Annotated in this window: 21 protein-coding genes and 1 pseudogene; 12 read left to right on the top strand and 10 right to left on the bottom strand. The window is 71.2% G+C overall.

The window, feature by feature from the left end; translation table 11 throughout:
- Positions 1 to 35 precede the first annotated feature (35 nt).
- Genes efeB through STSP_RS26555 form a run of 3 tightly spaced genes read left to right on the top strand, consistent with a single transcriptional unit; the run spans position 36 to position 3191 of the window.
- Positions 36 to 1358, top strand: coding sequence for an iron uptake transporter deferrochelatase/peroxidase subunit (efeB, locus tag STSP_RS26565; protein ID WP_078067535.1), 1323 nt, complete (start codon positions 36 to 38; stop codon positions 1356 to 1358).
- Positions 1359 to 1360: 2 nt separating this feature from the next.
- The gene (gene efeU / locus STSP_RS26560; RefSeq protein ID WP_078067534.1) at positions 1361 to 2323 is read left to right on the top strand and encodes an iron uptake transporter permease EfeU; all 963 of its coding nucleotides are present in this window, start codon (positions 1361 to 1363) and stop codon (positions 2321 to 2323) included.
- Positions 2274 to 3191: a hypothetical protein gene (locus STSP_RS26555; protein WP_332835393.1), complete on the top strand. Its 918-nt coding sequence runs from the start codon at positions 2274 to 2276 to the stop codon at positions 3189 to 3191. The genes efeU and STSP_RS26555 overlap by 50 nt, the downstream gene beginning before the upstream one ends.
- 332 nt (positions 3192 to 3523) lie before the next feature.
- On the opposite strand, the gene STSP_RS26550 is transcribed toward STSP_RS26555, so the two are convergent.
- Entirely contained in the window at positions 3524 to 4288 is a 765-nt protein-coding gene (locus tag STSP_RS26550; RefSeq protein WP_067283139.1) for a bifunctional DNA primase/polymerase, read from the bottom strand.
- Positions 4289 to 4437: 149 nt separating this feature from the next.
- Here STSP_RS26550 and STSP_RS26545 point away from each other — a divergent pair, with 149 nt between their 5' ends.
- Positions 4438 to 5277: a glycerophosphodiester phosphodiesterase gene (locus STSP_RS26545; protein ID WP_067283104.1), complete on the top strand. Its 840-nt coding sequence runs from the start codon at positions 4438 to 4440 to the stop codon at positions 5275 to 5277.
- Positions 5278 to 5511: 234 nt separating this feature from the next.
- Here the strand turns inward: STSP_RS26545 and STSP_RS26540 are convergent, their stop codons facing one another.
- Genes STSP_RS26540 through STSP_RS26530 form a run of 3 tightly spaced genes read right to left on the bottom strand, consistent with a single transcriptional unit; the run spans position 5512 to position 9083 of the window.
- Positions 5512 to 6519, bottom strand: a complete 1008-nt coding sequence (locus STSP_RS26540) for a small ribosomal subunit Rsm22 family protein (protein WP_067283102.1) — start codon at positions 6517 to 6519, stop codon at positions 5512 to 5514.
- Positions 6520 to 6528: 9 nt separating this feature from the next.
- Positions 6529 to 7617, bottom strand: a complete 1089-nt coding sequence (locus STSP_RS26535; protein ID WP_067283101.1) for a serine hydrolase domain-containing protein — start codon at positions 7615 to 7617, stop codon at positions 6529 to 6531.
- Between the two features lie 56 nt (positions 7618 to 7673).
- A complete protein-coding gene (locus tag STSP_RS26530) occupies positions 7674 to 9083 on the bottom strand; it encodes a multidrug effflux MFS transporter (protein ID WP_078067533.1) in 1410 nt (469 codons plus the stop codon).
- 104 nt (positions 9084 to 9187) lie between these two features.
- On the opposite strand from STSP_RS26530, the gene STSP_RS26525 reads away from it, so the two are divergent.
- Positions 9188 to 10210, top strand: a complete 1023-nt coding sequence (locus STSP_RS26525) for a Gfo/Idh/MocA family protein (RefSeq protein WP_067283097.1) — start codon at positions 9188 to 9190, stop codon at positions 10208 to 10210.
- 30 nt (positions 10211 to 10240) lie between these two features.
- Here STSP_RS26525 and STSP_RS26520 read toward each other — a convergent pair whose 3' ends face one another.
- From STSP_RS26520 to STSP_RS26505, 4 genes are all read right to left on the bottom strand, one after another.
- Entirely contained in the window at positions 10241 to 11887 is a 1647-nt protein-coding gene (locus STSP_RS26520; RefSeq protein WP_067283095.1) for an alkaline phosphatase D family protein, read from the bottom strand.
- Between the two features lie 431 nt (positions 11888 to 12318).
- Entirely contained in the window at positions 12319 to 13398 is a 1080-nt protein-coding gene (locus STSP_RS26515) for an aldo/keto reductase (RefSeq protein ID WP_078067531.1), read from the bottom strand.
- A 138-nt stretch (positions 13399 to 13536) separates the two neighbouring features.
- Positions 13537 to 14136: a DoxX family protein gene (locus tag STSP_RS26510; protein WP_078067530.1), complete on the bottom strand. Its 600-nt coding sequence runs from the start codon at positions 14134 to 14136 to the stop codon at positions 13537 to 13539.
- Positions 14137 to 14390: 254 nt separating this feature from the next.
- Positions 14391 to 15365 carry an ATP-binding protein gene (locus STSP_RS26505; RefSeq protein WP_067283135.1) on the bottom strand — a complete coding sequence of 325 codons (975 nt, stop codon included), beginning with the start codon at positions 15363 to 15365 and terminating at the stop codon, positions 14391 to 14393.
- 232 nt (positions 15366 to 15597) lie between these two features.
- Here STSP_RS26505 and STSP_RS26500 point away from each other — a divergent pair, with 232 nt between their 5' ends.
- Positions 15598 to 16095 (top strand): GNAT family N-acetyltransferase, encoded by a 498-nt coding sequence (locus tag STSP_RS26500; RefSeq protein WP_232789804.1) that lies wholly within the window; start codon positions 15598 to 15600, stop codon positions 16093 to 16095.
- Between the two features lie 152 nt (positions 16096 to 16247).
- Here STSP_RS26500 and STSP_RS40815 read toward each other — a convergent pair whose 3' ends face one another.
- Positions 16248 to 16379: a hypothetical protein gene (locus STSP_RS40815; protein WP_269801054.1), complete on the bottom strand. Its 132-nt coding sequence runs from the start codon at positions 16377 to 16379 to the stop codon at positions 16248 to 16250.
- Positions 16380 to 16501: 122 nt separating this feature from the next.
- Between STSP_RS40815 and STSP_RS26490 the strand changes: the two genes are divergently transcribed.
- Entirely contained in the window at positions 16502 to 19558 is a 3057-nt protein-coding gene (locus STSP_RS26490) for a glycoside hydrolase family 2 TIM barrel-domain containing protein (RefSeq protein WP_067283090.1), read from the top strand.
- A gap of 237 nt (positions 19559 to 19795) precedes the next feature.
- On the opposite strand, the gene STSP_RS37530 is transcribed toward STSP_RS26490, so the two are convergent.
- A complete protein-coding gene (locus tag STSP_RS37530; RefSeq protein WP_232789803.1) occupies positions 19796 to 19948 on the bottom strand; it encodes a hypothetical protein in 153 nt (50 codons plus the stop codon).
- 285 nt (positions 19949 to 20233) lie between these two features.
- On the opposite strand from STSP_RS37530, the pseudogene STSP_RS26485 reads away from it, so the two are divergent.
- The 5 genes and pseudogenes from STSP_RS26485 to STSP_RS26465 all read left to right on the top strand — a co-directional run.
- Positions 20234 to 20694: pseudogene (locus tag STSP_RS26485) on the top strand (LuxR C-terminal-related transcriptional regulator); the annotation flags it as partial.
- Between the two features lie 155 nt (positions 20695 to 20849).
- Positions 20850 to 21833 carry a 4-(cytidine 5'-diphospho)-2-C-methyl-D-erythritol kinase gene (locus tag STSP_RS26480; protein WP_067283087.1) on the top strand — a complete coding sequence of 328 codons (984 nt, stop codon included), beginning with the start codon at positions 20850 to 20852 and terminating at the stop codon, positions 21831 to 21833.
- A complete protein-coding gene (locus STSP_RS26475) occupies positions 21830 to 23008 on the top strand; it encodes a sensor histidine kinase (RefSeq protein ID WP_067283085.1) in 1179 nt (392 codons plus the stop codon). Before STSP_RS26480 ends, STSP_RS26475 begins: the two co-directional genes overlap by 4 nt.
- Positions 23005 to 23691, top strand: coding sequence for a response regulator (locus STSP_RS26470; protein ID WP_067283083.1), 687 nt, complete (start codon positions 23005 to 23007; stop codon positions 23689 to 23691). The genes STSP_RS26475 and STSP_RS26470 overlap by 4 nt, the downstream gene beginning before the upstream one ends.
- Positions 23692 to 23874: 183 nt before the next feature.
- The gene (locus STSP_RS26465) at positions 23875 to 24420 is read left to right on the top strand and encodes a hypothetical protein (protein ID WP_157902905.1); all 546 of its coding nucleotides are present in this window, start codon (positions 23875 to 23877) and stop codon (positions 24418 to 24420) included.
- Positions 24421 to 24500: the final 80 nt, after the last annotated feature.

Raw genomic sequence — 24500 nt, 5'->3', positions numbered from 1 at the left:
CACAGCAGGTCCAGGGACGTCAGGCAGGGAAACCCATGGCGGAACAGCCCGTAGCGCAGGATCAGCAGGAACAGTCCGATCAGCCCGGACAGCCGGCAGTGGCCGCCGAGGCCCCGGCGGTCGACTCCCCCGCCCCGTCGCGGCGTTCGCTGCTCGGCTGGGGCGGTGCCGGGCTCGCGCTCGGTGCCGCCGCGGCGGGCGGCGCCGTGGCGATGGCGCGGTCCGGGGACTCCGCCGAGCCCGCGGCCGAGTCCGGCGCCGCTGTGGCGTTCCACGGCGCCCACCAGGCGGGCATCGCGACTCCGGTCCAGGACCGGCTGCACTTCGCGGCGTTCGACGTGAAGACGGACGACCGTGCCGCGTTCGTACAGCTGCTGAAGGACTGGACGACGGCGGCGGCCCGGATGACCGCGGGGCACGCGGTGGGCGAGGGCGCGTACGGCGGTCTTCCCGAGGCGCCCCCGGACGACACCGGTGAGGCGCTGGGGCTCAAGCCCTCGCGGCTGACGCTGACGATCGGGTTCGGGCCGTCCCTGTTCGACAGGTTCGGGCTGCGGGAGCAGCGGCCCGAGGCCCTGCTCGACCTGCCGAAGTTCCCCGGCGACAACCTCGACAAGGCGCGCAGCGACGGCGATCTGTGCATCCAGGCCTGCGCGGACGACCCGCAGGTGGCGGTGCACGCGATCCGCAACCTCGCACGCATCGGCTTCGGCAAGGTCGCCGTCCGCTGGTCGCAGCTCGGTTTCGGCAAGACGTCCTCGACGACTCCCGAGGAGCAGACGCCGCGCAATCTGATGGGCTTCAAGGACGGTACGCGCAACATCGCGGGCACGGACACGGCCGAGCTGGCCAAGCACGTGTGGGTGTCCGCCTCCGACGGCCCCGAGTGGATGGCCGGCGGCTCGTATCTCGTCGCGCGCCGCATCCGCATGAACATCGAGACGTGGGACCGGACCTCGCTGCAGGAGCAGGAGGACGTCTTCGGCCGGGACAAGGGCGAAGGGGCGCCGGTCGGCAAGGCGAAGGAGCACGACGAGCCGTTCCTGAAGGCGATGAAGCCGGACGCGCACGTGCGGCTCGCGCACCCGGACTCCAACAACGGGGCGAAGATCCTCAGGCGCGGCTACTCCTTCACGGACGGCACGGACGGTCTCGGCCGCCTCGACGCCGGTCTGTTCTTCCTCGCGTACCAGCGCGACGTCCGCAAGGGCTTCATCCCGGTGCAGCAGAGCCTGGCACGCGCTGACGCCCTCAACGAGTACATCCAGCACGTGGGTTCCGCGATCTTCGCGATCCCGCCGGGCGTCCGCGACCAGGACGACTGGTGGGGCCGGACCCTGTTCTCCGGGAAGGCGTGAGCATGTTCGCCAACTATCTGATCGGCCTGCGCGAGGGGCTCGAGGCGAGCCTCGTCGTCTGCATCCTCATCGCGTACCTGGTGAAGACGGAACGGCGCGACGCGCTGCGGCCCATCTGGACCGGCATCGGGGTCGCGGTCGCGCTGGCGCTCGGCTTCGGCTGCGCACTGGAGTTCGGCTCCCAGGAGCTGACGTTCGAGGCGCAGGAGACGCTCGGCGGCTCGCTGTCGATCATCGCCGTGTGCCTGGTGACGTGGATGGTCTTCTGGATGCGCCGCACCGCACGCCATCTGAGGTCGGAGCTGCACGGGAAGCTGGACGCGGCGCTGCAGATGGGCACGGGCGCGCTGGTCGCCACGGCCTTCCTCGCGGTCGGCCGTGAGGGTCTGGAGACCGCGCTGTTCGTGTGGGCGTCGGTCCGCGCCTCGAACGACGGGACGTACGGCCCGCTGGCCGGCGTCCTGCTGGGCCTCGCCACGGCCGTCCTGCTCGGCTGGCTCTTCTACCGCGGTGCGCTGCGCATCAACCTGGCGAAGTTCTTCACCTGGACGGGCGGCATGCTGGTCGTCGTGGCGGCGGGCGTGCTGGCGTACGGCTTCCACGACCTGCAGGAGGCCGACATCCTGCCGGGCCTGACGAACAAGGCCTTCGACGTCAGCGACACCATCCCGCCGGACAGCTGGTACGGGACGCTGCTGAAGGGCGTGTTCAACTTCCAGCCCGACCCGACCGTGCTTCAGGTCACGGTGTGGACGCTGTACTTGATCCCGACGCTCGCGCTGTTCCTCTCCCCGGTAGGGTTCGGCCCCGGGAAGGGGAAGGTGAAGGGACCCGATGAAAAGGCTTCGCAGGCTGAGCCGGTTCGCCACGGCAGCGGCGGCGACGGCGGCGCTGTCCGTGACGGCGAGCGGGTGCGTGACGGTGCACGGGGAACGGGAGATCATCCCGTCGGCGACGAAGGCTGAAGCGGCCCGCGCGCTCGAGGAGTTCACCTCCGCGTACAACAAGGCCGACAAGGCGTACGACCCGGCCCTCGACGAGGACCGGGTCACCGGCGCGCTCGGGGCCATCAACCAGGCGGGACTGAAGGCGAAGCGCGCCAGTGAGCCGAACGGCAATCCGGACCACGTGCCGCTGAAGCTGACGGACGCCAAGTTCACCATTCCCGAGCAGGCGGGCTGGCCGAAGTTCTTCCTGGCCGACACCGACAGCAACCGGGACCAGGACGACGACCCACAGCGGGACAACCGCTGGCTGCTGGTCTTCCTGCGGGGCGGTGTCGACGACGTCTGGAAGGCCGGGTTCCTGTCGGTGGTCTCGACGGACGACGTCCCCGAGTTCACGACGGACAAGGACGGCTGGGCCCAGCCGGTCGAGGCGAACGCCACGTCGCTCGCCGTCGTGCCGAAGAACCTGAGCCAGGAGTACGCCACGTACCTCCAGGACGGCGGCGACGTCTTCGCGGCCGGCACGCACACGTCCGCGTGGCGCGCGCTGCGCAAGAAGAACGAGACCCGGCCCGGGCTGTCCACGCAGTACATCGACGAGCCGCTGACGTCCGGCCCGTACGCCCCGGTGGGCCTGCGCACGAAGGACGGCGGCGCGCTCGTCTTCTTCGCGACCCACCACTACGAGAAGCAGACCGCGGCCTCGGGCCTCAACCTCCAGGTCAGCGCGGAGGTCAAGGCCCTGATGACGGGCGAGGCCAAGCAGTCGATCACCCTGGAACGCGTCTCCAACCAGGCGGTCCTGGACCCCGCGAAGGGTTCCACCGAGCCGCGGGTTGAGTTCTTGAACCGGATCCAGGGGCTTACTGGGGCGAAGGGCGAGTAGCCGGGGGGCTACTCGCCCAGAGGCGGGTACGGGTGGGGTGGCCAGGGTGGCCCCGGAATCGGAGCCGGCGAAGCCGGCATTCTCTTCCCGCCGCCGCGGCGATAACCCCCCGCGGCGCAGCCCGGCGGTGCCCCGACTCACCGTAACGCGGGCGCAGCCGAGCACCGTTCCGGGCCGCGGTGGAGGAGCCGCTGCCGACCCGGCGGCGGTGGCGCGGCACCGGCACCGCGGCCGACCGCAGGCGCGGGCGACGCGCGGTGGTTGCCAGCGACATGACGGCGACGACGGCACCGTCGTGGTCGCCGTAGCTCGTCGGGAACCCCGGCGAGCGTTCAGCGGCGGAGGGGCCAGGCGGAAGTCTCGTGTTCCGACTCGGTGCCCGCGAAGCGGGCGCACGCGTCGGTGAGGGTCTCGAGCAGCGTCAGCGGGTCCGGAAGCGCGTGCTCAGGCCCGCGCAGCCATGTCACACCCGCGTCGCCGGGCAGTTGGGCCGGCGGCACCAGGACGTACGAGCCGCGGCAGTGCCACCGCAGACCCGGGTGCTCGTCCATGGTCTCGGGGTGGCAGTCCAGCTCGCAGGGCCACCACTCGTCCTCGTCCTCGGGCGTACCGCGCGTCGCAGTGAAGAAGAGCACACGGTCACCACCCGACTCGGCGACGGGCCCGACGTCGATCCCCTCCGCGAGGAGCCGCTCCAGCGCCTCGAGTCCGGCCTCGCGGGGCACGTCTAGCACGTCGTGGACCATGCCGGTCGCAGTGATGAAGTTCGCCTGCGGCTGATGCCGCGCCCACCGCTCGATCTGGCCGCGGTCGGTCGTGGACTGGGTCTGCCAGGCGAAGGAGACGGGGTGCCGACCGGGCGTGGGACAGCCGATCCGGTCGCAGGAACACCCGTACCCCGAGGGGTGCGCGGCAGGCGCGAGCGGCAGTCCCGCCGCGGCAACGGCCAGCAACAGGGCCTCGCGACCGCCGTCATCGCCCACGTCCTTCGGACGACGAGCGCGCAGCCACTGGGAAATCCTGCCCTGCCCGCCGGTGGGGGCACCTCCCAGGCCCTTAAGGCACTGGGGGAGGCCGAACCCTGCGCCCTTGCCCATGTATCCCCTCATCTCCCGTCGTACCGTCCATGGTGCCACCATCCTGCGCCGCGGGTGACCACAGTCCACATCCGGGGTACGTGGGGCGATGCCAACCCCCGGGTGTCATTGCGGACATTCAGTACATATCTCCGCCTACGGTGGTCGCCATGGTCACAAGGACGGTGCTGGCCGGCCTGGCGACACTGACCGTCGCGGGAACGGCCACGGGCCTCGCCCCCCTGGAATGGGGCGCCGGCCCCCTCACGATCGACGCGCTCCCCCGCGTCGTGTACACCGCACACCGCGGCGGCGCCCTGGAGGTGCCGGAGAACAGCATGTCGGGGCTGATGACGACGTACCGGCGGGGCACGGCCGACGTCCTCGACGTCGACACGCGGATACTGCGCGACGGCACCGTCGTGGCGATGCACGACGCCACCCTGGACCGCACGACACGCGCAAAGGGCCCGGTGCGCGGGCTCACCCTCGCGGACTGGCAGCGCGTACGGCTGCGGCCGGACTCGAAGCTGCCGGGCCACTGGCGTGCCGAGCGGCCGCCGACCGTCGCCGAGGTGCTCGACCGTCTCGGCGGCCGCGTCGTGCTGATGCTGGAGGCCAAGGATCCGGACAGCCTCGACACGCTCGCCAGGATGATCCGCGCCCGGGGCCTGACCCGCTCGGTGCTGGTCAACTCCAACCACCCCGAAGTCGCCCTCCGCGCCCACCGCTTGGGCCTGATGTCCCAGCTGTGGCGCTCGAAGAAGCAGATGCGCACGGACCGGCCGGAGCGCTGGGCGTCCTTCGTGGACGTACTGGACGTCGACTACAAGGCGCGTGACTCCGATCTCGTACGGGCCGTGCGCTCGGGCATTCCCCGGGTGTGGGCCCACACGGTGAACACCCGGAAGCAGCGCGACCGCGTGCTGCGCCTCGGCTGCAACGGCGTGATCACCGATGCGCCGGCGCTGCTCGCGCGGGCCGGAAAGGGGCGCGGACACCGGACGTGAGCCGGTCGGCCGCGCGCGGTCGTGGACGGCGGGCCCCCGGCGGACCCCGGCGGGGCGTCCCGTGGACGGCGGGCGGCGCGTCAGTCCGCCGCGCCGGGCCGCGGACGGCGGGCGGCGCGCCAGTCCGCAGCCCGTGACCGTCCACTGCGGGCGGCCCGTCAGCCCGCCGCGCAGAGCCGTGGACGCCGGGCGGCGCGTCAGTCCGTCGCGCGTGGCCGGGGCGGGGGCGGCCCGTCAGTCCGGCGACGACGGGGGCCACGCGTCCCCCCAGTCGGCGTCGCGCGCCGCCCGGTACAGCGTGCCGTGCCGCTTGGTCACCGTCTCGCGGTGCAGGGTCTCGTCCGCCGCGCACAGGTCGAGCAGGACCTGGCCCTTGCGGATCTGCGGGCGCCGGACGACGCGGGCCGGGGCCGGGACGGCCGGGAACCGTACCGCCGCCACGTAGCTGAACTTCTCGTCCTCGTACGCCAGTGAGCCGCCCTTCACCTGGCGGTGCAGGGACGACCGGCTCACGCGGGCCGAGAAGTGGCACCAGTCCGTGCCGGGGGCGATGGGGCAGGCGGCGCTGTGGGGGCACGGCGCCGCGATCCTGAACCCGGCGGCGATCAGCCGGTCCCGGGCCTCGATCACGCGCGCGTAGCCGTCCGGCGTGCCTGGCTCGACGATCACGACGGCCGACCGGGCGGCGCTCGCCGCGGCGTCCATCACCGCGCGCCGGCCGTCCTCGGTCAGCTCGCCCAGCACATACGACACCGTGACGAGATCAGTGCTCTCGATGGTGAGCGCCGATCCGATACGAGAGCGCTGCCACGCCACGGACCTCAGCGGCTCGTACGACGCGGCCAGTTCCCGGCCCAGCGCCAGCGCCGGCTCCGCCCAGTCCAGCACCGTGACCGGCCGCTCCCCCTCCCAGGTCGCGGCCACGGCCCACGTCGCCGCGCCCGTCCCGCCGCCCACGTCCACATGGCTGTCCGGCGCCCACCCGGCCGGCGCTGCCTCCGCGAGCGCGTCCAGCGCGGAGCGGACCGCCTCGAAGGTCGCGGGCATCCGGTACGCGGCGTACGCGACGACATCCGAGCGGTCGCGCAGCACCGGGGCGTCCGTGGGAGTGCGCCCCCTGTAGTTGGCGATCAGCCGGTCCACGGCCTGCGCGGCCTGCCTCGGCGGCAGGCCGTCAAGGAGGCCGGCGAGGGCCGCGCGCAGGGTCTCGGCTGGGGCAAACGGGGTAACGGGGACGTTCACCCAGCGATTCTACGGTCGCCGCCGCACGGCACGGGCGAGCCGAGTGCCCGCCGCTGCCCGCGGCCGGCTGTCCGCGTCCCGCCTCCGCGGGTGCACCGTGTTGGCCAGCAGCACCAGAAACGTGTCCGTCACCGGATCCAGGACCAACGACGTGCCCGTGAACCCGGTGTGCCCCGCCGCACCCCGGCCGCCGCCACCCCGCCCCGCCAGCTCCCCCATGAACCACGGCTGGTCGATACGGAAACCCAGTCCCGGAGCCGTCAGCATCAGCTCCACGAAGTCGGGGCCGAGGATGCGGGCCGTACCGTACGAGCCGCCCGCCAGCAGGGTCCGGCACAGCACCGCGAGGTCGCGCGCGGTCGAGAAGAGCCCGGCGTGGCCCGCGACACCGCCGAGCGCCCAGGCGTTCTCGTCGTGCACCACGCCCCGCAGCATCCCGCGGTCGGCCTTGGCCCAGGGCCTGCGCTGGTCCTCGGTGGCCGCCGCGCCGGGGCAGGGGCCGAAGCCGGTGGCCGTCATGCCGAGCGGCCGGGTGATCCCGTCCCGTACGAGGACGTCCAGCGGGCGCCGCGTGATGCGCTCGAGGACGTGCTGGAGCAGCAGCATGTTGAGGTCCGAGTAGCAGTACGTGCCGGGCTCGGTGACCGGCGCCTCGGCCTGCAGCGCGGCGAGGCGTGCCGCGTGGTCCGGGCAGTCGTACAGCGGGAGTTCGGGCCGCAGCCCGGAGGTGTGCGTGAGCAGCTGCCGCACGGTGATGCCGTGCTCGGCGGCGGCCCGGAACTCGGGGAGGTACGCGGCCACGCGCGCGTCGATGCCGAGGGTGCCGCGTTCCAGCTGCTGCACCGCGGCGACTGCGGTGCAGAGTTTGGTGAGCGACGCCAGGTCGAAAGGGGTGTCGGTGCGCATCGGCACCCACTTCTCGCGCGGCAGCTCGACGCCCGCGTCGCTCTCGGGGTCGTATGCCGCGTACCGCAGCGCCCAGCCGTACGCCTCCTCGACGGCGACCACCGGGCCGCGCCCGGCGAGCACGACCACGCCCGCGCACCACGGCTGCTCCCCGAGGGGCAGCGCCCGCACCTCCGCCAGGAGCCGCCGCATCTCGCCCGGGTCGAGACCGGCGCGCTCCGGGGTGCCGGTGCGCAGTCGTGGTGCGCTCAGTGCTGGGCCTCCTCCCGGGCTCCACTCGGCTGCGGGGTCCCTCCTCCGGCGCGCAGGCTCGTCTCCTGCGTGCGCGGCTGCCAGGGACGGCACAGTGCCACGAAGCAGGCCACGGCCACCAGTGCGCAGGCCAGTTGGACGACGGCCATCGGGACGGCGGTGGTCTCGCCCGCGATGCCCACGAGCGGCGAGGCGATCGCGCCGATGAGGAACGAGGACGTGCCGAGGAGCGCGGAGGCGGAGCCCGCGGCGTGCGGGGTGCGCAGGAGGGCGAGCGCGTTGGTGTTGGGCAGGGCGAGACCCATCGCGGACATCAGGACGAACAGCCCGGCGGCGACCGGGACGAGCCCTGGGTCGCCGAAGACGCCGGTCGTCAGGAGCAGCAGTGCCGTGGCGGCGGCGGTGATGACGGCGAGGCCGAAGCCGAGGGTCTTGTCGAGGCTGATCCGGTCGACGAGCAGCTTGCCGTTGATCTGGCCGGTGGCGATCAGGCCGACCGAGTTGATGCCGAACAGGAGGCTGAAGGTCTGCGGGGACGCGCCGTAGATCTCCTGGATGACGAACGGCGACGCGCTCACGTACGCGAAGAGCGCGGCGAAGGCGAAGCCGCCGGCGAGCATGTAGCCGGTGAAGACGCGGTCGGCGAGCAGGTCACGCATGGTGCGCAGCGCCTCGGCCGTGCCGCCGCCGTGCCTTCTGCCGGGCGCGAGCGTCTCGGGAAGCGCGCGCCAGACGACCGCGGTGAGGACGGCGCCGATCACGGTGAGGACGACGAAGACGCCCCGCCAGTCGGTGACCCGCATCACCTGCCCGCCGATGAGCGGCGCGATGATCGGGGCCACGCCGGAGATCAGCATGAGGGTGGAGAAGAACCGGGCCATCTCCACGCCGTCGTACAAGTCGCGGACGATCGCCCGGGCGATCACGATGCCCGCGGCGCCCGCCAGGCCCTGGGCCAGCCGGAACGCGATGAGCAGTTCCACGGTGGGCGCGAAGGCGCACACCGCGGTGGCGACGATGTACACGAGCAACCCGGCGAGGAGCGGGCGCCTGCGGCCCCACTTGTCGCTCATGGGCCCGACGACGAGCTGCCCGAGCGCCATGCCCGCGAGGCAGGCGGTCAGCGTCAGCTGAACGGTCGCCGCGGGGGCGTGGAGCGCGTCGGTGACCTCCGGGAGCGCCGGGAGGTACATGTCCATGGACAGCGGCGGTACGGCGGTGAGCCCGCCGAGCACCAGGGTGACGAGGAGTCCGGTGCGGCGGGCGGCGACGGACCCGGCGGCCTCGCCCTGTCCTCGGGGCCCTCTGGAACCCCCCTCGGCTGTGGAGTCCGTCTCTATGGACCCCTTCTCTATGGGGCCGTCCGCCCCGGCGTCTGCTGATGTCCTTCGGCCGCGCTCGCGCATGGCCCCCCTCCCGGTCCTGGATTCCGCCACATATGCTCTCAGCTCGTCGCGGTGGTCGAGACCGCCGGACGGCGAACAGCAGACGGCAACAGGGAGGGAAGCGCGTGACGACGCAACCGGTGCGGTGGGGGATCCTGGCGACCGGCGGGATCGCCGCCACGTTCACGGCGGATCTGCTGGACCTTCCGGATGCGGAGGTCGTCGCGGTGGCCTCGCGGACGGACGCCTCGGCGAAGGCGTTCGCGGAGCGCTTCGGCATCCCGCGTGCGTACGGCAGTTGGGGCGCCCTGGCGGAGGACGCGGAGGTGGACGTCGTCTATGTGGCGACGCCGCACTCGGCGCACCGCGAGGCGGCGGGCCTGTGTCTGGAGGCGGGCCGGAACGTGCTGTGCGAGAAGGCGTTCACGCTCAACGCGCGCGAGGCCGAGGAGCTGGTGGGCCTGGCCAGGGAGCGCGGCCTCTTCCTGATGGAGGCCATGTGGATGTACTGCAACCCGCTGATACGGCGGCTCAAGGCCCTGGTGGACGACGGCGCGATCGGCGAGGTGCGCACCGTGCAGGCCGACTTCGGGCTCTCGGGTCCGTTCCCCGCCGCGCACCGGCTGCGGGATCCAGCGCAGGGCGGTGGCGCGCTGCTCGATCTGGGCGTCTATCCGGTGTCGTTCGCGCAGCTGCTGCTGGGTGAGCCGTCGGACATCACGGCGAGAGCGGTGCTCTCGGACGAGGGCGTCGATCTCCAGACCGGAATGCTGCTCTCGTGGGAGAGCGGTGCTCACGCTCTGGTGCACTGCTCCATCATCGGCGGCACCCCCATCATGGCGTCGGTCACCGGCTCCCGGGGCCGCATCGACATCCCGTACGGCTTCTTCCACCCCGACCGTTTCGTGCTGCACCGCGACGGCCGTGACCCGGAGGAGTTCACGGCGGACCCGGCCGCCGGCACGGGCGCCAGCCTCAAGCACGAGGCCGTGGAGGTCATGCGCTGCCTGCGCGCGGGCGAGACCGAGTCCCCGCTCGTGCCGCTCGACGGCTCGCTCGCGGTGATGCGGACGCTCGACGCGGTACGGGACCGCATCGGCGTCCGCTATCCCGGCGAGGCGGAACAGGCTCAGGTCGCGACGGCCTGAGCCGGTTCCGCGCCCGCCTCCGCGATGGCGTCAGGCGGGCTTCAGCCCCGGGTTCCCCGCCTCCGTCACGAACGACGCAGCCGTGGTGATCGGCGCCCCCGGCGTCGTCACCGCGCTCACCGTCTTGAAGTCGGCGCGCGCTGCCTCGGCGCCCAGCTGGACCGTCACATAGCCGCGCCGCCCGTTGTAGAACTTCATGTGCGGGTTGGCCGCCATGTAGGTGTCCCAGTTGGCGGGCTTGTCCGCGCCGTCCTTGCCGCTCGATATGGACGTCGCGACGATCTCGGTGCCGACGGTCTTCGACGCCTGGTCGTCGAAGTCCCGCTTGATATCGAAGGCGTAGCCCACGTGCACGTCGCCCGTCAGCACCATCAGGTTGTCGATACCCGCCGACTCGGCGCCGGCGAGCACCCGTTCACGCGAGGCCGGGTAGCCGTCCCAGGCGTCCATGGACACCTTCGACGGCAGGGTCGTGGTGTTGTGGCGGCGGGAGAACGTGACCTGCTGCGGCACGACGTTCCACAGTGCCCGCGACTCCCGCCACCCATCGAGCAGCCACCGCTCCTGGGTCTCGCCGGTCAGCGTGCGCGAGGGGTCCTCGGACTCGGGGCCCGAGTACTGCCAGCCGTCCCCGTACGCCTGGTTGGAGCGGTACTGCCGGGTGTCGAGGATGTCGAACTGCGCGAGCCGGCCCCAGTGGAGACGGCGGTAGAGCTGCATGTCCGGGCCCTCGGGCTGCTGCGGGCGGCGCAGCGGCTGGTTCTCCCAGTAGGCGCGGTAGGCGGCGGCCCTGCGCAGCAGGAACTCCTCCGGCGGTACGGAGTTCTCGGGGGTGTCGTCCGCGTAGTTGTTCTCGGTCTCGTGGTCGTCCCAGGTGACGACGAAGGGGTGGGCGGCGTGCGCGGCCCGCAGGTCAGGGTCGCTCTTGTAGAGGGCGTACCGCAGCCGGTAGTCCTCCAGCGTCAGCGTCTCGCGGTTGAAGAGCGCGGGCAGGGTGCGGTCGGTGTAGGTGCGGGCGCCGCCGACGGAGTTGACGGCGTACTCGTAGAGGTAGTCGCCGAGGTGGAAGACGATGTCGACGTCGTCCTGGGCGAGGTGCTGGTACGCGGTGTAGTACCCGTCGTGGTACGCCTGGCAGGAGACCGCGGCGAGCGTGAGCGCCCCGGGCCGGCTGCCCGCTTCGGGCGCCGTGCGGGTGCGGCCGGTCTCGCTGACCCAACTCCCGACGCGGAAGCGGTAGTAGTAGACGCGTCCGGCCTCGAGGTGGGAGACCTCGACGTGGACGGAGTGGTGGAACTCGGGGTGCGCGGTGGCCGTGCCGCGTCTGGCGATCCGGCGGAAGCGCTCGTCGTGGGCGAGCTCCCAGTGGACGGTGACGCGCTCCTGCGGCAGACCGCTGTCCGGCTCGTACGGCGCAGGGGCGAGCCGCGTCCACAGGATCACGGAGCCGGGGAGCGGGTCGCCGGAGGCGACGCCGAGCGTGAACGGGTTCTCGGTGATCCGGGCCGCGTCGAGTTCGGCGGCGCTCGCGGAGCCCGCGGCGGGCAGGTTGGTGGCGAAGGCGAGCGCTGCGGCGGCGCCGGTGACGGTGAGGAAGCGGCGGCGGCCGATCTGGCGGGCGGCGGCGCGGAGTTCGGGGGCGTGCTGCGAAGGTGGCGTCGGACGTGCGGGTGTCATCTGGCCCTCCCCTGACGGTTGTTGTCAGGGGCATTGAATGTGCGGGGGACGACGGAGACCTGTCACGTGCACAACAAATTCATGTCGGAGGGATGAGTTCCGCATGACCGCCGCTCACACCCGCAGCCGCACACCCATGAAGAATCTGCACAAACGGAATATGATCCACCGCCCCTTTGGGGCAAGTGGCCCCCCTATGCTCAACTTCTCTCCATCAGTCCTTCACATTTAGAGCACACGTTGCGCATACGTTCCAAGGCGCGGGCAGTGGCCACCTCGGCCACCCCGACCGGGCACACAAGCGCACAGGCGTAGGCGCACAAGACCACATTGAGGGGGTGGACAACCGCTCCGCGGCTGCCAGGCGACCAAAGGGGGGCCCGCGATTGGGACCGCGGGAACGACCTGGGCCGCGGAGCGGTTGTCCTGCTTCACGCCTCCGTGGAGCGCCGAGCCCCCAGTACGCGCTCGATCTCCGCCATCTCCTCCTCGGCCAGCGGCCCGTACGCCAGCGCGCCCGCGTTCTCCTCGGCCTGCGCGACCGTACGGAAACCGGGGATCGGCACCGTGCGCGGGCTGCGCGCCCACAGCCAGGCCAGCGCGCCCTGGGTGAGGGTGCGCCCGCGGCTCGTGAGGACGGACCGGACGGCGTCGACGCGCGCCAGCCACTCCGGGTCGGCGCCGCCGCCCGCTGCGAACCCGGGCAGCCAGGCGGGCGGCGCACTGCGGATGTCACCGGCGGCGAGCGTGCTCCCCGGCACGTACTTCCCGGTCAGCAAACCCATCGCGAGCGGGCTGCGGTTGATGCTCGCGAGGTCCGACTCCTCGCAGAGGGCGAGCAGTTCGGGCGCATCCTGCAGGATGTTGCAGCGGTGCTGGACGGCGGCGCAGTGCGGGCCCGCGGCGAAGACGGCCGCGCGTGCCGGGTCGTCGGTGCTCCATGCGTACGCGCGGATGAGCCCCTCGCGTACGAGGTCCTCGCAGGCGTCCCGCAGGAGGGCGGCCCGTTCGGGGTCCGCGTCGGACAGGTGCAGCTGGTAGAGGTCCACGTAGTCGGTGCCGAGCCGGGCGAGGGAGGCGGTCAGCGCACGCCGTACGTACGCCGGTGAGTCGTCGCTGCCCGTGAGGGCCTTGCCCGCCTCGTCGAAGAGGTTGCCCCACTTGGTGGCCACCACGACGTCCGCCCTGCGACTGCCGAGGGCCCTTCCCAGGACCCGCTCGCTGTGCCCGGCCCCGTAGACGTCGGCGGTGTCGAAGAAGGTCACGCCGAGGTCCATCGCCCGGCGGACGGCGCGCACCGACTCCTCGTCGTCGACCTTGCCCCAGCCGAGGGGGCTCCCGTCCGCGGCCTGCCACTCGCCGCCGATGGCCCAGCAGCCGAACCCGAGGGCGCTCACCTCGATTCCGCTGCGGCCGAGGGTTCTTGCGTAGGGGGTGTGCCGGGTGTGCGTGCCGTCGTCCGGCGTCGTGCCGTCAGCAGCCGGGGCGGTCGTCGCGTTGGTGGTCTCCATGCCTGTGGACGCTAGGCGTTGGAGTGCACGCGAAGGCAATCCTCCAGAGCGGACCGGCACCTGAGATCCTCAGGAAAGCCGGGAAGGCCGGGAAGGCCGGGAAGTCGGGAAGGCAGGGAAGTCGGAAAGGCCGGGACCTCATGCCCCTTGCGCCGTGCTGCCCCCGCCCGGGGCCGCCTCCGCGCCGAACGGCCCCTCCTTCACCTCCTGTTCGGAGGGCGCCGCCTGCGCCAGCCGTACGTGCCTGTTGCGTGCCGTGATGACGGCCATGGTGCCGATGGCCGTGGCGGCGAACGCCACCGGGACCATCCAGTCGCGGTTGACGATGTGGCCGAGAACGTGGTCGAGGGAGAGACGGCCCGGACCGGTGACGGCAAGGCAGGCAGGGACGAGGCCGAGGAACGCCGCGTACTCGTATCCGCCGCTCTGGGCGAAGAAACCGCTGGGCGCATGCACGGCCGCCGCCCCCGCCATCCCGCCGGCCGCGGCCGCCCCCGCCGCGGGCGTCGCGAGACCGAGGGCGAGCAGCGCGCCGCCGCCCGTTTCGACGAGCCCGGCGGCCATGGCGTTCGCCTTGCCGGGCTTGTAGCCGACGGACTCCATGAAGGCGCCGGTGCCCTCGATTCCGCCGCCGCCGAACCACCCGAAGAGCTTCTGGGTACCGTGGGCGGCGAGCACCCCGCCGGTTCCGAGGCGGAGCAGCAGAAGGCCCAGGTCACGTCGGTCGATGAAGGTCACGGCATCTCCTCGGAGTCCTACGACATGGGGGTGTAGGGCATGGGGCGTACGGGCCCAGGGCATGGGGCGTACGGGCCCAGGGCACCCATGGCTTCGCGAGTGCCGGGCTTTCGCGGGTGCCGGCTTGCGCGAGTGCCCTCTCCACCGTCGCATCACACCGGGCGGGACACCCGGCGCATGCGGCCGTTCGAGTGGAAGCAGTCCCGAGACGCACGCGAGGTGTTCGCCGCCACCTCGCCCGCGTCACGGCCCGCTCACTCGCTCAGTGAGGAGTTGAGGGCGGTGAGGGCGGCCGGGCCGTGCCGGAAGCCGGGGTCGACCTGGGCGGAGAGATCGCTTCCGGTGGCCTTGCCGGCCCAGGCCGCTGCGTTGCGGAGGTGGAATTCGACGGCGTGCTCCTGGAATGCCTCCCAGTCCTTGGTCCGCTCGTCGAGGGCGGTCTGCAGCAGGCGCAGGGCATGGACGTTGTGCGGCTCCAGCTCACCCTGAGGACGCCCCCGCTCCTGGGAGCGGACCCAGGAGGACTGCTCGAAGTACGTCAGCAGATGGTCGCCGACGTGCTCCTTGAGGAACAGCAGGTCGTCCTCGCCGGTCACCTTGTTGCCGACGACCGCGATCGGGATCCCGAACTCCTCGGCATGGTCGCGGTACTGGCGGTAGACGGAGACACCCTTGCGGGTGGGTTCGGCGACCAGGAACGTCATGTCGAACCGGGTGAACAGCCCCGAGGCGAAGGCGTCCGCGCCGGCGGTCATGTCGACGACGACGTACTCGCCGGGCCCGTCGACGAGATGGTTGAGGTACAGCTCCACAGCGCCGAGCTTGGAGTGGTAGCAGGCCACACCGAGATCGCTCTCGTCGAACTCACCGGTGACCATCAGCGGCACCCCGCCCACCCTCTGGACGTGGTGAGAGTGCACCGGATCGTCCCCGAGCAGCCGTAGCAGACGCGAGCCCCGGCCCGGCGGAGTGGTCTTGATCATGGCCGCGCTCGAAGTGATACGGGGGTTGTCGCCACGGAGATGGTCCTTGATCTCCGCGAGCCGCGAGCCGAGGGGCGGCGCGGCGAAGGCCTCGCCGTCGTCGAGCCCCAGGGCGTGGGCGAGATGCTGGTTGATGTCGCCGTCGATGGCGACGACCGGCGCCCCGGAACGCGCCAGGTGGCGCGAGAAGAGGGCCGACAGCGTGGTCTTGCCACTGCCACCTTTACCGACGAACGCGGCACGCACCACTGACCCCCAAGTTGAAAATGACTGTCATGTGGCTAGATCTAGCGAGGCGGCCGAGAGCCTGTCAAATCGGGACAGGCTCAACTTCCTTCCGTTGAAGGCAGGTTGGGGAGTGGGGAGGAGCAGCGACCGGGTCGACGAGGAGCTCAACCGGCGCGGCAAACCCGACCGTAATTGCCAGGCAGTCGCGGTGACGGTCTCGTACGGTGCCGAGATGTTGACTGTACGAGCCATGACGGAAACCGATGTTCCCGCTGTATCAGCGATACGAGTGACCGGCTGGAAGGCCGCGTATGCCGGGATCGTGCCCCAGTCCTTCCTCGATGGCATGACGGTCGAGGCAGAAACCCAGCAGCGATGCCATCACTTCAAAAGGTCGAGTGAGGGCATAACCAACCTGGTAGCGGTCGACACCCATGGACGAGTCGTGGGTTGGGCTTGCCTCGGGCCCTTTCGCGGCGACGGAACGATTACGAATGCGGGTGAGCTTTACGCTCTGTACGTCCAGCCTTCACTCATCGGATCCGGAATCGGTCGCACGCTCCTCGAAGCCGTGCACGCCCAGGCTCATGCGGATGGCTTCGACCTGGTGCTGTTGTGGGTCCTCACCGACAACACCACGGCGCGTCGCTTCTACGAGCGGGCAGGTTATGCCGCTGACGGTGCCGTCCAGGCTGATGACTATGACGGAGTATCCCTATCCGAAGTCCGTTATCGGCGCACCTTGTAGGAGTTGCGTCGTCGACTTGACGGTGAAGAACGTGGGGAAGACGGACGACACGGCCGCGTCGCTCTTCACTGCGCAGCTTCTCGACGGCGACGGCCGCTCGTACAACCCGGAACTGTTCGTCGATGGCATGGCGTGAGCCGGACGTCGATCCCTTACGCGGGGCTGGTCTCCTCGTCGGTGAGGCGCGCGGTGAGGAACGCCCGCTCGGCCTCGTTGCCCGTCAGCTCCAGCGCCTGCCGGTACGCGGCCGCCGCCTCGTCCGTACGGCCGAGGCGGCGCAGCAAGTCCGCCTTGATCGCCGGCAGGTGCTGGTACCGGGAGAGACGGCCGTCCTGGCGGCGCTTCCCGCAAGACGCCTTCGATAGTACGGTCGCGCGCGTCACCTGCGCCCGCCGGAGGATTCCGCATGTCCGCACGCTATTTCGAGGACTACACACCAGGCCACGGCAGGGCCGCGCCGCGCGCGGCCCTGGACTCCGACGCCCCCAGAATCGACCTCAACGGGGAGTGGGCGTTCCGGTTCTCACCGGCCCTGCGCCCGGAACCGGATGGATTCGAAGCCCCGGACTTCGACGACAGTTCCTGGGATGCCCTTCGCGTCCCCTCGCACTGGCAGCTGAACGGCTACGGCCGGCCCATCTACGTCAACATCGCCTACCCGATACCGGTCGACCCACCCTTCGTCCCGGACGAGAACGAGACCGGGGACTACCGCCGGACCTTCGACCTGCCCGCCGACTGGGCGGGCACGCCGGCCGTGCTGCGCTTCGAGGGCGTGGACTCCTGCGCCCGGGTCTGGCTCAACGGCCGCGAGCTGGGCGTCACCTACGGCAGCCGCCTGGCGAGCGAGTTCGACGTGACCGAGCTGCTGCGGCCCGGTCGCAACGTGCTGGCGGTCCGGGTGCACCAGTTCTCCGCGGGCACCTACCTCGAGGACCAGGACACCTGGCGCCTGTCGGGCATCTTCCGCGACGTGTCCCTGCTGGCCCGCCCCGCGGGCGGCATCCGGGACGTCTTCGTGCACGCCGACTACGACGCGGACACGGGCGCGGGCCGGCTCCGGGTGGAGGCCGACGCGGACGCGCCGGTGCGGATCGACATCCCGGCCCTCGGGATCCACGACCAGCCGGCCGAGGGCGAGTTCGCCTTCGCGGCGGTACGGCCCTGGAGCGCGGAGGATCCGCAGCTCTACGAGGCGTACCTGGCCACTGGCAGCGAGCGGGTCCGGATCCGGATCGGGTTCCGCAGCGTGGCCGTCGACGAGGCCGGAGTGCTCCGGGTCAACGGCCGTCGGGTGGTGCTGCGCGGCGTGAACCGGCACGAGTTCGACCCCGATCACGGCCGTACGCTCTCGATCGAAGCCATGCGCCGCGACGTGGAGTTGATGAAGCAGCACAACATCAACGCCGTGCGCACCGCGCACTACCCGCCGCACCCCGCGTTTCTCGACCTGTGCGACGAGCTCGGTCTGTGGGTCATGGTCGAATGCGACCTCGAGACCCACGGCTTCGAGTACCCCGACCCGGAGCGCTGGCAGCGCAACCCCTCCGACGACCCCCGCTGGCACGACGCCTACCTGGACCGCATCGAGCGGATCGTGGAACGGGACAAGAACCACCCGAGCGTCATCCTGTGGTCGCTCGGCAACGAGGCAGGGGACGGCCGCAACCTTCGGGCCATGTCCGAGTGGGTTCGGCGGCGCGACCCGTCCCGCCCGATCCATTACGAGGGCGACCGGCTCGGCGAGTACACCGACGTCCACGCCCAGATGTACGGCACGCCGGCCGCCGTCGCCCGGATCGGCCGCGGACAGCTGCTGCCGGGCGAGGTCAACTACCCGCCCCGCGCGGGCTCCGGCGACCCTTCGGACGACCCGCGCAACCGCATGCCCTTCCTGCTCACCGAGTTCGCCCACGCCATGGGAAACGGGCCCGGCGGGCTCGCCGAATACGTGCAGCTGTGGGACGAGTACCCGCGCCTCCAGGGTGGCTATGTCTGGGAGTGGATGGACCAGGGACTGCGCACCCGCGACGCCCAGGGGCGCGAGTTCTTCGGCTACGGCGGCGACTTCGGCGAGGACCTGCACGACGGCAACTTCATCTGCGACGGCCTGGTCCTCCCCGACCGCACCCCCTCCCCCGGTCTCCTGGAGTACGCGAAGGTGATCGCCCCCGTCCGAATCGGCCCCGGCCCGGAGGCGGACACCCTCGCGGTGGAGAACCGCTACGAGGTGCTGGACCTGTCCCATCTGCGGTTCACCTGGTCGCTGGCTCGCGAGGGGGTCGAGCTGGACCACGGCGTGCTGCCCACGCCGCAGCTCGCGGCCGGGGAGCACGGCCGGCTGCCGCTGCCTCGGCTGGACCCTCCCCCAGCTACCGCTGGGAGGTGCCCCCAGGGCGGGGAGGACGGCGGAGGCGAGCTCTGGCTCACCGTCCAGGCGGAGCTGGCCAAGCCCGCCGACTGGGCTCCCGAAGGTCACGTGGTCGCCTGGGGACAGCTCCAGCTCTCCGCGACCGGCCGCCGGCAACCGATCGGCCTGCCGAGCCCGGCCCGCAGCGAGGGCGAGCACATTCTGCTCGGCCCTGGCCGCTTCGACCGGACCACCGGAGCTCTGCTCTCCATCGGCGAACTCCCCCTCCACGGACCGAAGCTGAACCTGTGGCGCGCCCCTACCGACAACGACCGCGGCTGGCCCCAGCGCGACGCTGCCTACTGGAATGCTCGCGGACTGGACCGACTGCGGTACCGCACCGTCTCCGTCACCCCTGACGCAGAGGGCATGACCGTCGTCGTCCGCAGCGCCCCCGCCGCGGGCAGCTCCGGCTACCTCACCACCTACCGCTGGGACAGCGACGGTGACAGCCTGCGCCTGCGAGTGCATGCCGAACCCGTCGGCCACTGGCCGGAGCGAGGCGACGACTTCCCCGACACCATGGTGGACCCGGAACTCCCGCCGGAGGAGTACCAGGAGCTGGTCCGCAGGGACAAGTCCCGCTCACTGGCCCGCATCGGACTCGACTGGGAGATTCCCGCCGTCTGGTCCCAGGTGGAGTGGTTCGGCGCGGGCCCGGGCGAGGCCTACCCCGACTCACGTCAGGCAGTTCGCGTCGGACGTTTCCACGCGACCGTGGACGAGCTGCAGACGCCCTATGTGCGCCCCCAGGAGAACGGCAACCGTGCGGACACCCGCTGGGCCACCTTCACCGACGGAGCCGGGAACGGACTGCGCGTCGCGGGCGAAGAGCCGTTCCATTTCGCCGCCCGCCGCTGGACCGACCAACAGCTCGACGCCGCACGGCACCACAGCGACCTCGTCCCCGGCCCGGTGATCCACCTCCACACCGACCACGCCGTCCAGGGCCTCGGCAGCGCCGCTGTGGGACCCGGTGTCCTGCCTCAGTACCGGCTCGAACTCGCATCGGCGGACTTCGCGTTCATCCTGACTCCCCTGCAGCAGAGCTGAGACCACCGAGCGGCCCGCCGCACCAGAGTTCCTGGTGCGGCGGTGTATAAGAGACAGGGGCCGCTCCGTGCTCCTCCCCGGGGAGTTTGTTCAGCCAGAATACATGCCCTCTGACCTGCGAAAATAGGGAGCGGCAGACGAGTCGGGCTGTACGCCGGGTATTACGCTTGGGAAGCGATCACGCTCTGACCTACATCTTTACGGGCAACTCCGCCCTCTGGGACTTCTCAGGGACTTTCAGCCGAGGTCCGTGAACCACGCCTCGATGGCGGACAGTCTCCGCGCGCCGGCCTGCGGTATGAAGTGCGTGTACGTCCGGAGCGTGAACGCCGGGTCGGAGTGGCCGAGCCACTTCGCAAGCGAGACGATCGACTCACCGGCTTCGAGCATCACCGAGGCGTACGTGTGGCGCAAGACGTGGAAGCCGCGCTCGCGGCTCGGCTCCCATACACGAGACGGCTTCTCGCCCGGCTGTCGCTTGGGCCGCGGCGGGGTGCCCCACTGTCGCGAGCGCGGGCTTCCGCGCTCTGGTGGCCTGCACGTGATCGACACCAGCGACGTCGGCGTCTTCATCGGCCTGGACGTCGGCAAGGACGAACACCACGCCACCGCTGTCACCCCGGCCGGGAAGAAGGCGTCAACAAGCGCCTGCCCAACACCGAACCCAAGTTGCGCGAGCTGTTCGCGAGACTCCAGGCCAAGCACGGCGGCCCGCGCATCCTCATCCTGACCACCTCCGACCTGGATGAGCATGTGTACGACGCCCTCGCCGCCGGTGCCAGCGGCTTCCTCCTCAAGGACGTGACCGCGGAGCGCCTCTTCGACGCGGTACGGGTCATCGCTTCCGGCGAGGCGCTGCTGGCGCCGACGGTGACCCGCCGCCTGATCGCCGAGTTCGCCCGCCTGCGCCCACCGCAGCAGCGGAGCCCAGTACTGTAGTGAAGCTGCTGACCCCACGCGAGACGGAGGTGCTGCGGCTGATCACGGAGGGTTCGTCCAATCCGGACGTCGCGGGACGGCTGCATGTCAGCGATGAGACGGTGAAGACCCATGTCAGCCGGGTGCTGGCGAAGTTGGGGCTGCGCGACCGGACGCAGGCGGTGGTGACGGCGTACGAGTCGGAGCTGGTCGTGCCGCGTGCGGGGGGGGGGCTGAGGGGTACGCAAGGTAGTCGGTGGCCTTCGGCCCCGGGGAACAGCCCCCGCACATCGGGGTCGGCCAGTACGCTGCCCCGGAACACCAGCGCGAACGCGAATCGGTCCGCCGCCCCCGCAGAAGGGAACGCCCACCCGTGATTCCTGGCGTCACCATCCAGGTACCCGCCAAGATCAACGTCCAGTTGTCGGTCGGTGGTCCCGAGCCGGCCGGCTTCCATGAACTGGCCACCGTCTTCCTCACAGTCGGTCTCTACGACGAGGTGACGGTCACCCCGGCGGACACCTTGCGGATCACCGTCTCCGGCCCGGACTCGGACCTGGTGCCGACGGACGGCAGCAATCTGGCGGCGCGGGCGACCACGGCGCTGGCCGAACGGCTCGGCGTCCGGCCCTCGGTGGCCGTGCACATCGCCAAGGGCATCCCTGTGGCCGGTGGCATGGCGGGCGGCAGCGCCGACGCGGCGGCAGCGCTGCTCGGCTGTGCCCGACTGTGGGAGGCCGACCTCGCCCTTCCCGAACTTCTCGGGATCGGCGCAGACTTGGGCAGCGACGTACCGTTCTGTCTGACGGGTGGGGCCGCGCTGGGGCTGGGTCGCGGCGAGCGGCTCACCGCGCTGCCGCTCGGCGGCCCCCTGCACTGGGTGGTGGCGGTCGCGGCGGGCGGACTCTCGACCCCGGCGGTGTACCGGGAGTGCGACCGGCTGCGGGGCGCGGCCGGAATACCCGATCCGCTTCCTTTCCCGCCCGTCCTCAAGGCCTTGGCGGCGGGGGATGCGCCGGCACTCGCCCGGGCCCTCGACGAGTACGCGTCCGCGCCACCTGGCGAGGGACACGCGAACGACCTTCAGCCGGCGGCTCTTTCACTGCGGCCGAAGCTCCATGACACGCTTCGGGTCGGCCGCACGCTGGGCGCCCTGACCGGGTTCGTCTCCGGTTCCGGCCCCACCTGTGTCTTCCTGGTGCCGGACGCCCGGAGCGCCGCCCTGGTGGCGGAGGGCCTGTCGGCCTCCGGCACCTGCACCTCGGCAACAGCAGCGACCTCCTCCGGAGAGGGGCCGCTCGTACGGTACGCACCGAAGCCGGCAACCGCACCCGGGTCGGAGGCCGACCGGGCGTGATCATTCTGGGCGCGCCCTTCCAACAGCAGCTCAGCTGGCCGCTGCGTACCGTCCGACTGCTCGGACTCATCGTGCTCCTCGTCAACATCGCCCGGGTCGCCCCCCGGCCGGGCTGGCAGGGCCAGGGCCTCGCGGTCGTCATCACGCTGTCCCTGGCCACCGCCGGCTGGCAGCTCTGGCTCGCCTCCGACTGGCTCCCCCGGTACGCCGTCACCATCGCCTGGGTGCTCATCGGAGTCCCCGGCGGAGTCCTCGCCGGCCTCAGCCCGCACAGCGGCGCCATCGCCTTCCCCGCCGTCGCCCTCACCGACGCTGGCGCACGGCTCGCACACCGTCGCACGTTCGCCCTGGGCGTCGCCTGCACGGCAGGCGTCCTGGCGGGACATCTGGCCGCCGGTTGGAGGTTCGCCGTACCGCACCTGCTGCTGCTGTTCGCCTGCGCACTGCTCGGCACCCTCCGCTGGCAGTACGTGCAGCGCGCCGAGCAGTCCGAACTCCTGCTCAGCAATGCCGAGTACGCCGCCCAGGAGCACGCCAGGGCCGCCACCCTCGCGGAGCGCACCCGGATAGCGCGGGAGATCCACGACATCCTGGCCCATTCACTCGCCGCTCTCTCCGTCCAGTTGAAGGCGATCGACGCCCTGGTGGAGGACGGCGCGGGCGCCGACCGGATCCGGCCCTGGGTCGGCCGCGCCGAACAGCTCACCAACGAGGGCATCGTGGAGACCCGGCGCGCCATCCTCGCGCTGCGCGGCGAGACCCTGCCGCTGGAGCAGCTGCTGGTCGGCATCCTCGGCGTCTACCGCGAACAGGACGGTGCGGCGGCCGAGTTCCGTGCCGTCGGCGACCCCGTAGAGCTGCCGGCCGACATCGCGATGACGCTCTACCGCACCGCCCAGGAAGCGCTCACCAATGTCCGCAAGCACGCTCCGGGCAGCCGGGTGGAGACCGAACTGCGGTACCGGCCGGGCGAGGTGGAGCTGACGGTCGTCAATCGGGTGCCGGAGCGCGTCGGCGCCCCGGCGGGCGGCGACCAAGGCGTCGCCGGGTTGGCGGAGTGCGGCACGGGGTACGGTCTGGCGGGGATGCGTGAACGGGCCGAGGCGGTCGGTGGCCTGCTCGACGCGGGTCCACACAAAGACAGTTGGCGCGTACACCTGAGGATTCCGCTATGACCACGACCGACCCGTCCCGCCGGCGCAGATCGCCCGTTCGCGTGGTCGTCGCGGACGACCATCCCGTGGTACGGGACGGCCTTGCCGTCCTGCTCGGACTTCAGCCCGACATCGTCGTCGTGGGGCAGGCCGCCGACGGCGAGGAGGCGGTGTCCGTGGTTCTGGACGCCCGGCCCGACGTGGTCCTCATCGATCTGCGGATGCCGCTGCTGTCGGGGGTAGGCGCGATTCGCCGGATCAGGGCCGTGGACCCGGGCATCCGCTTCGTGGTGCTGACCACCTATGTCGACGACGCTGAGGTCACCGAGGCCTTCCGCGCCGGAGCGCTGGGCTTTCTCACCAAGGACGCGGGCCGGCAGGAGATCTGCGAGGCGCTGGTGGCGGCCGCCGAAGGCCGTGGCCTGGTGTCCCGGGGCGCACAGCACGCGCTCGACACCGGCGAGGCGGCACCGGCGACCGCCGAGCAGGACATACCGGACGGGCTGACGCCTCGTGAGTGCGATGTGCTGCGCCTGATCGCCGCCGGCCGATCCAACCGGGAGATGGTGGAGCTGCTGCAGGTCAGCGAGGCGACCGTGAAGACGCACATCAACCGAATCTTCGCCAAGGCCCAGGTGCGCGACCGTGCACAGGCGGTGCGCTACGCCTACCGCAACGGGCTGGCCTCAATCAGCGATTCATGACCTGCCGGGCGTCATGTATCGCGCCCTCCACTCTGCTCCGCCCAAGGGCCCTCCACCCTGCTCCACCCCAGGGTTGAATCGTCACAACAATGCCTACGGCAGAGATCAACCCGGGGTTCGATTACATCTGTCGGTGCCGTCCCTAGCCTGAAATCGGAATTGCTTCCGTTGGCCGGAGGACCAATGAACAGTGCGTATTGGCTCAACCTCATCGTATTTGCCATTGCTTTGGAAAGCGATATCGGGCGGCGCAGAGTCGGTGCGTTCAGAATCCTCCGTCCCCTGGTCAGTGCCCTCGTGCTGGTCCCTGTCTTCTTCCGCGGAATGGACACCTCCGAGAACGGATTGCTACTCGAAGGAGGCGCGGCCCTGCTCGGCGCGCTTCTCGGACTCGCCGCCTCCTCGTTCATGCGATTCGAGTACGACGCAGGAAGGCAACGGGCTTTCTCCCGTACCGGAGTGGCCTTCGTTGCCGCCTGGGTGGCCATCACCGTGGCCAAGCTGTCGTTCTCGTACGGATCCACGCACTGGTTCGGCCGGGCGCTCGGCACCTGGATGTACGAGAACGCCATCAGCCCGGACGCCATGCGGGCCGCGTTCATCTTCCTGAACATCGCCACGATGCTGGCCCGGGTCGGCGTCATCTATTTCGGCGGCAGACGGGTGGCGCGCGAGGCCGACGCCGCGCACGGTGTCCTCCAGAAGGCACCCAGCCATCCGGTGGGGTAGCCGATCGGGGCACCCCGACCGGACTGTCCGAACGCTGTCGACGCCACCGCCACCGCCCTGCGATCGTCGGGGGACCCTGC

It is taken from the genome of Streptomyces jeddahensis, assembly GCF_001642995.1.
GTDB lineage: Bacteria > Actinomycetota > Actinomycetes > Streptomycetales > Streptomycetaceae > Streptomyces > Streptomyces jeddahensis.
Note: the sequence above shows the minus strand (reverse complement) of the source record. Positions and strands in the feature narration are given on the sequence as shown.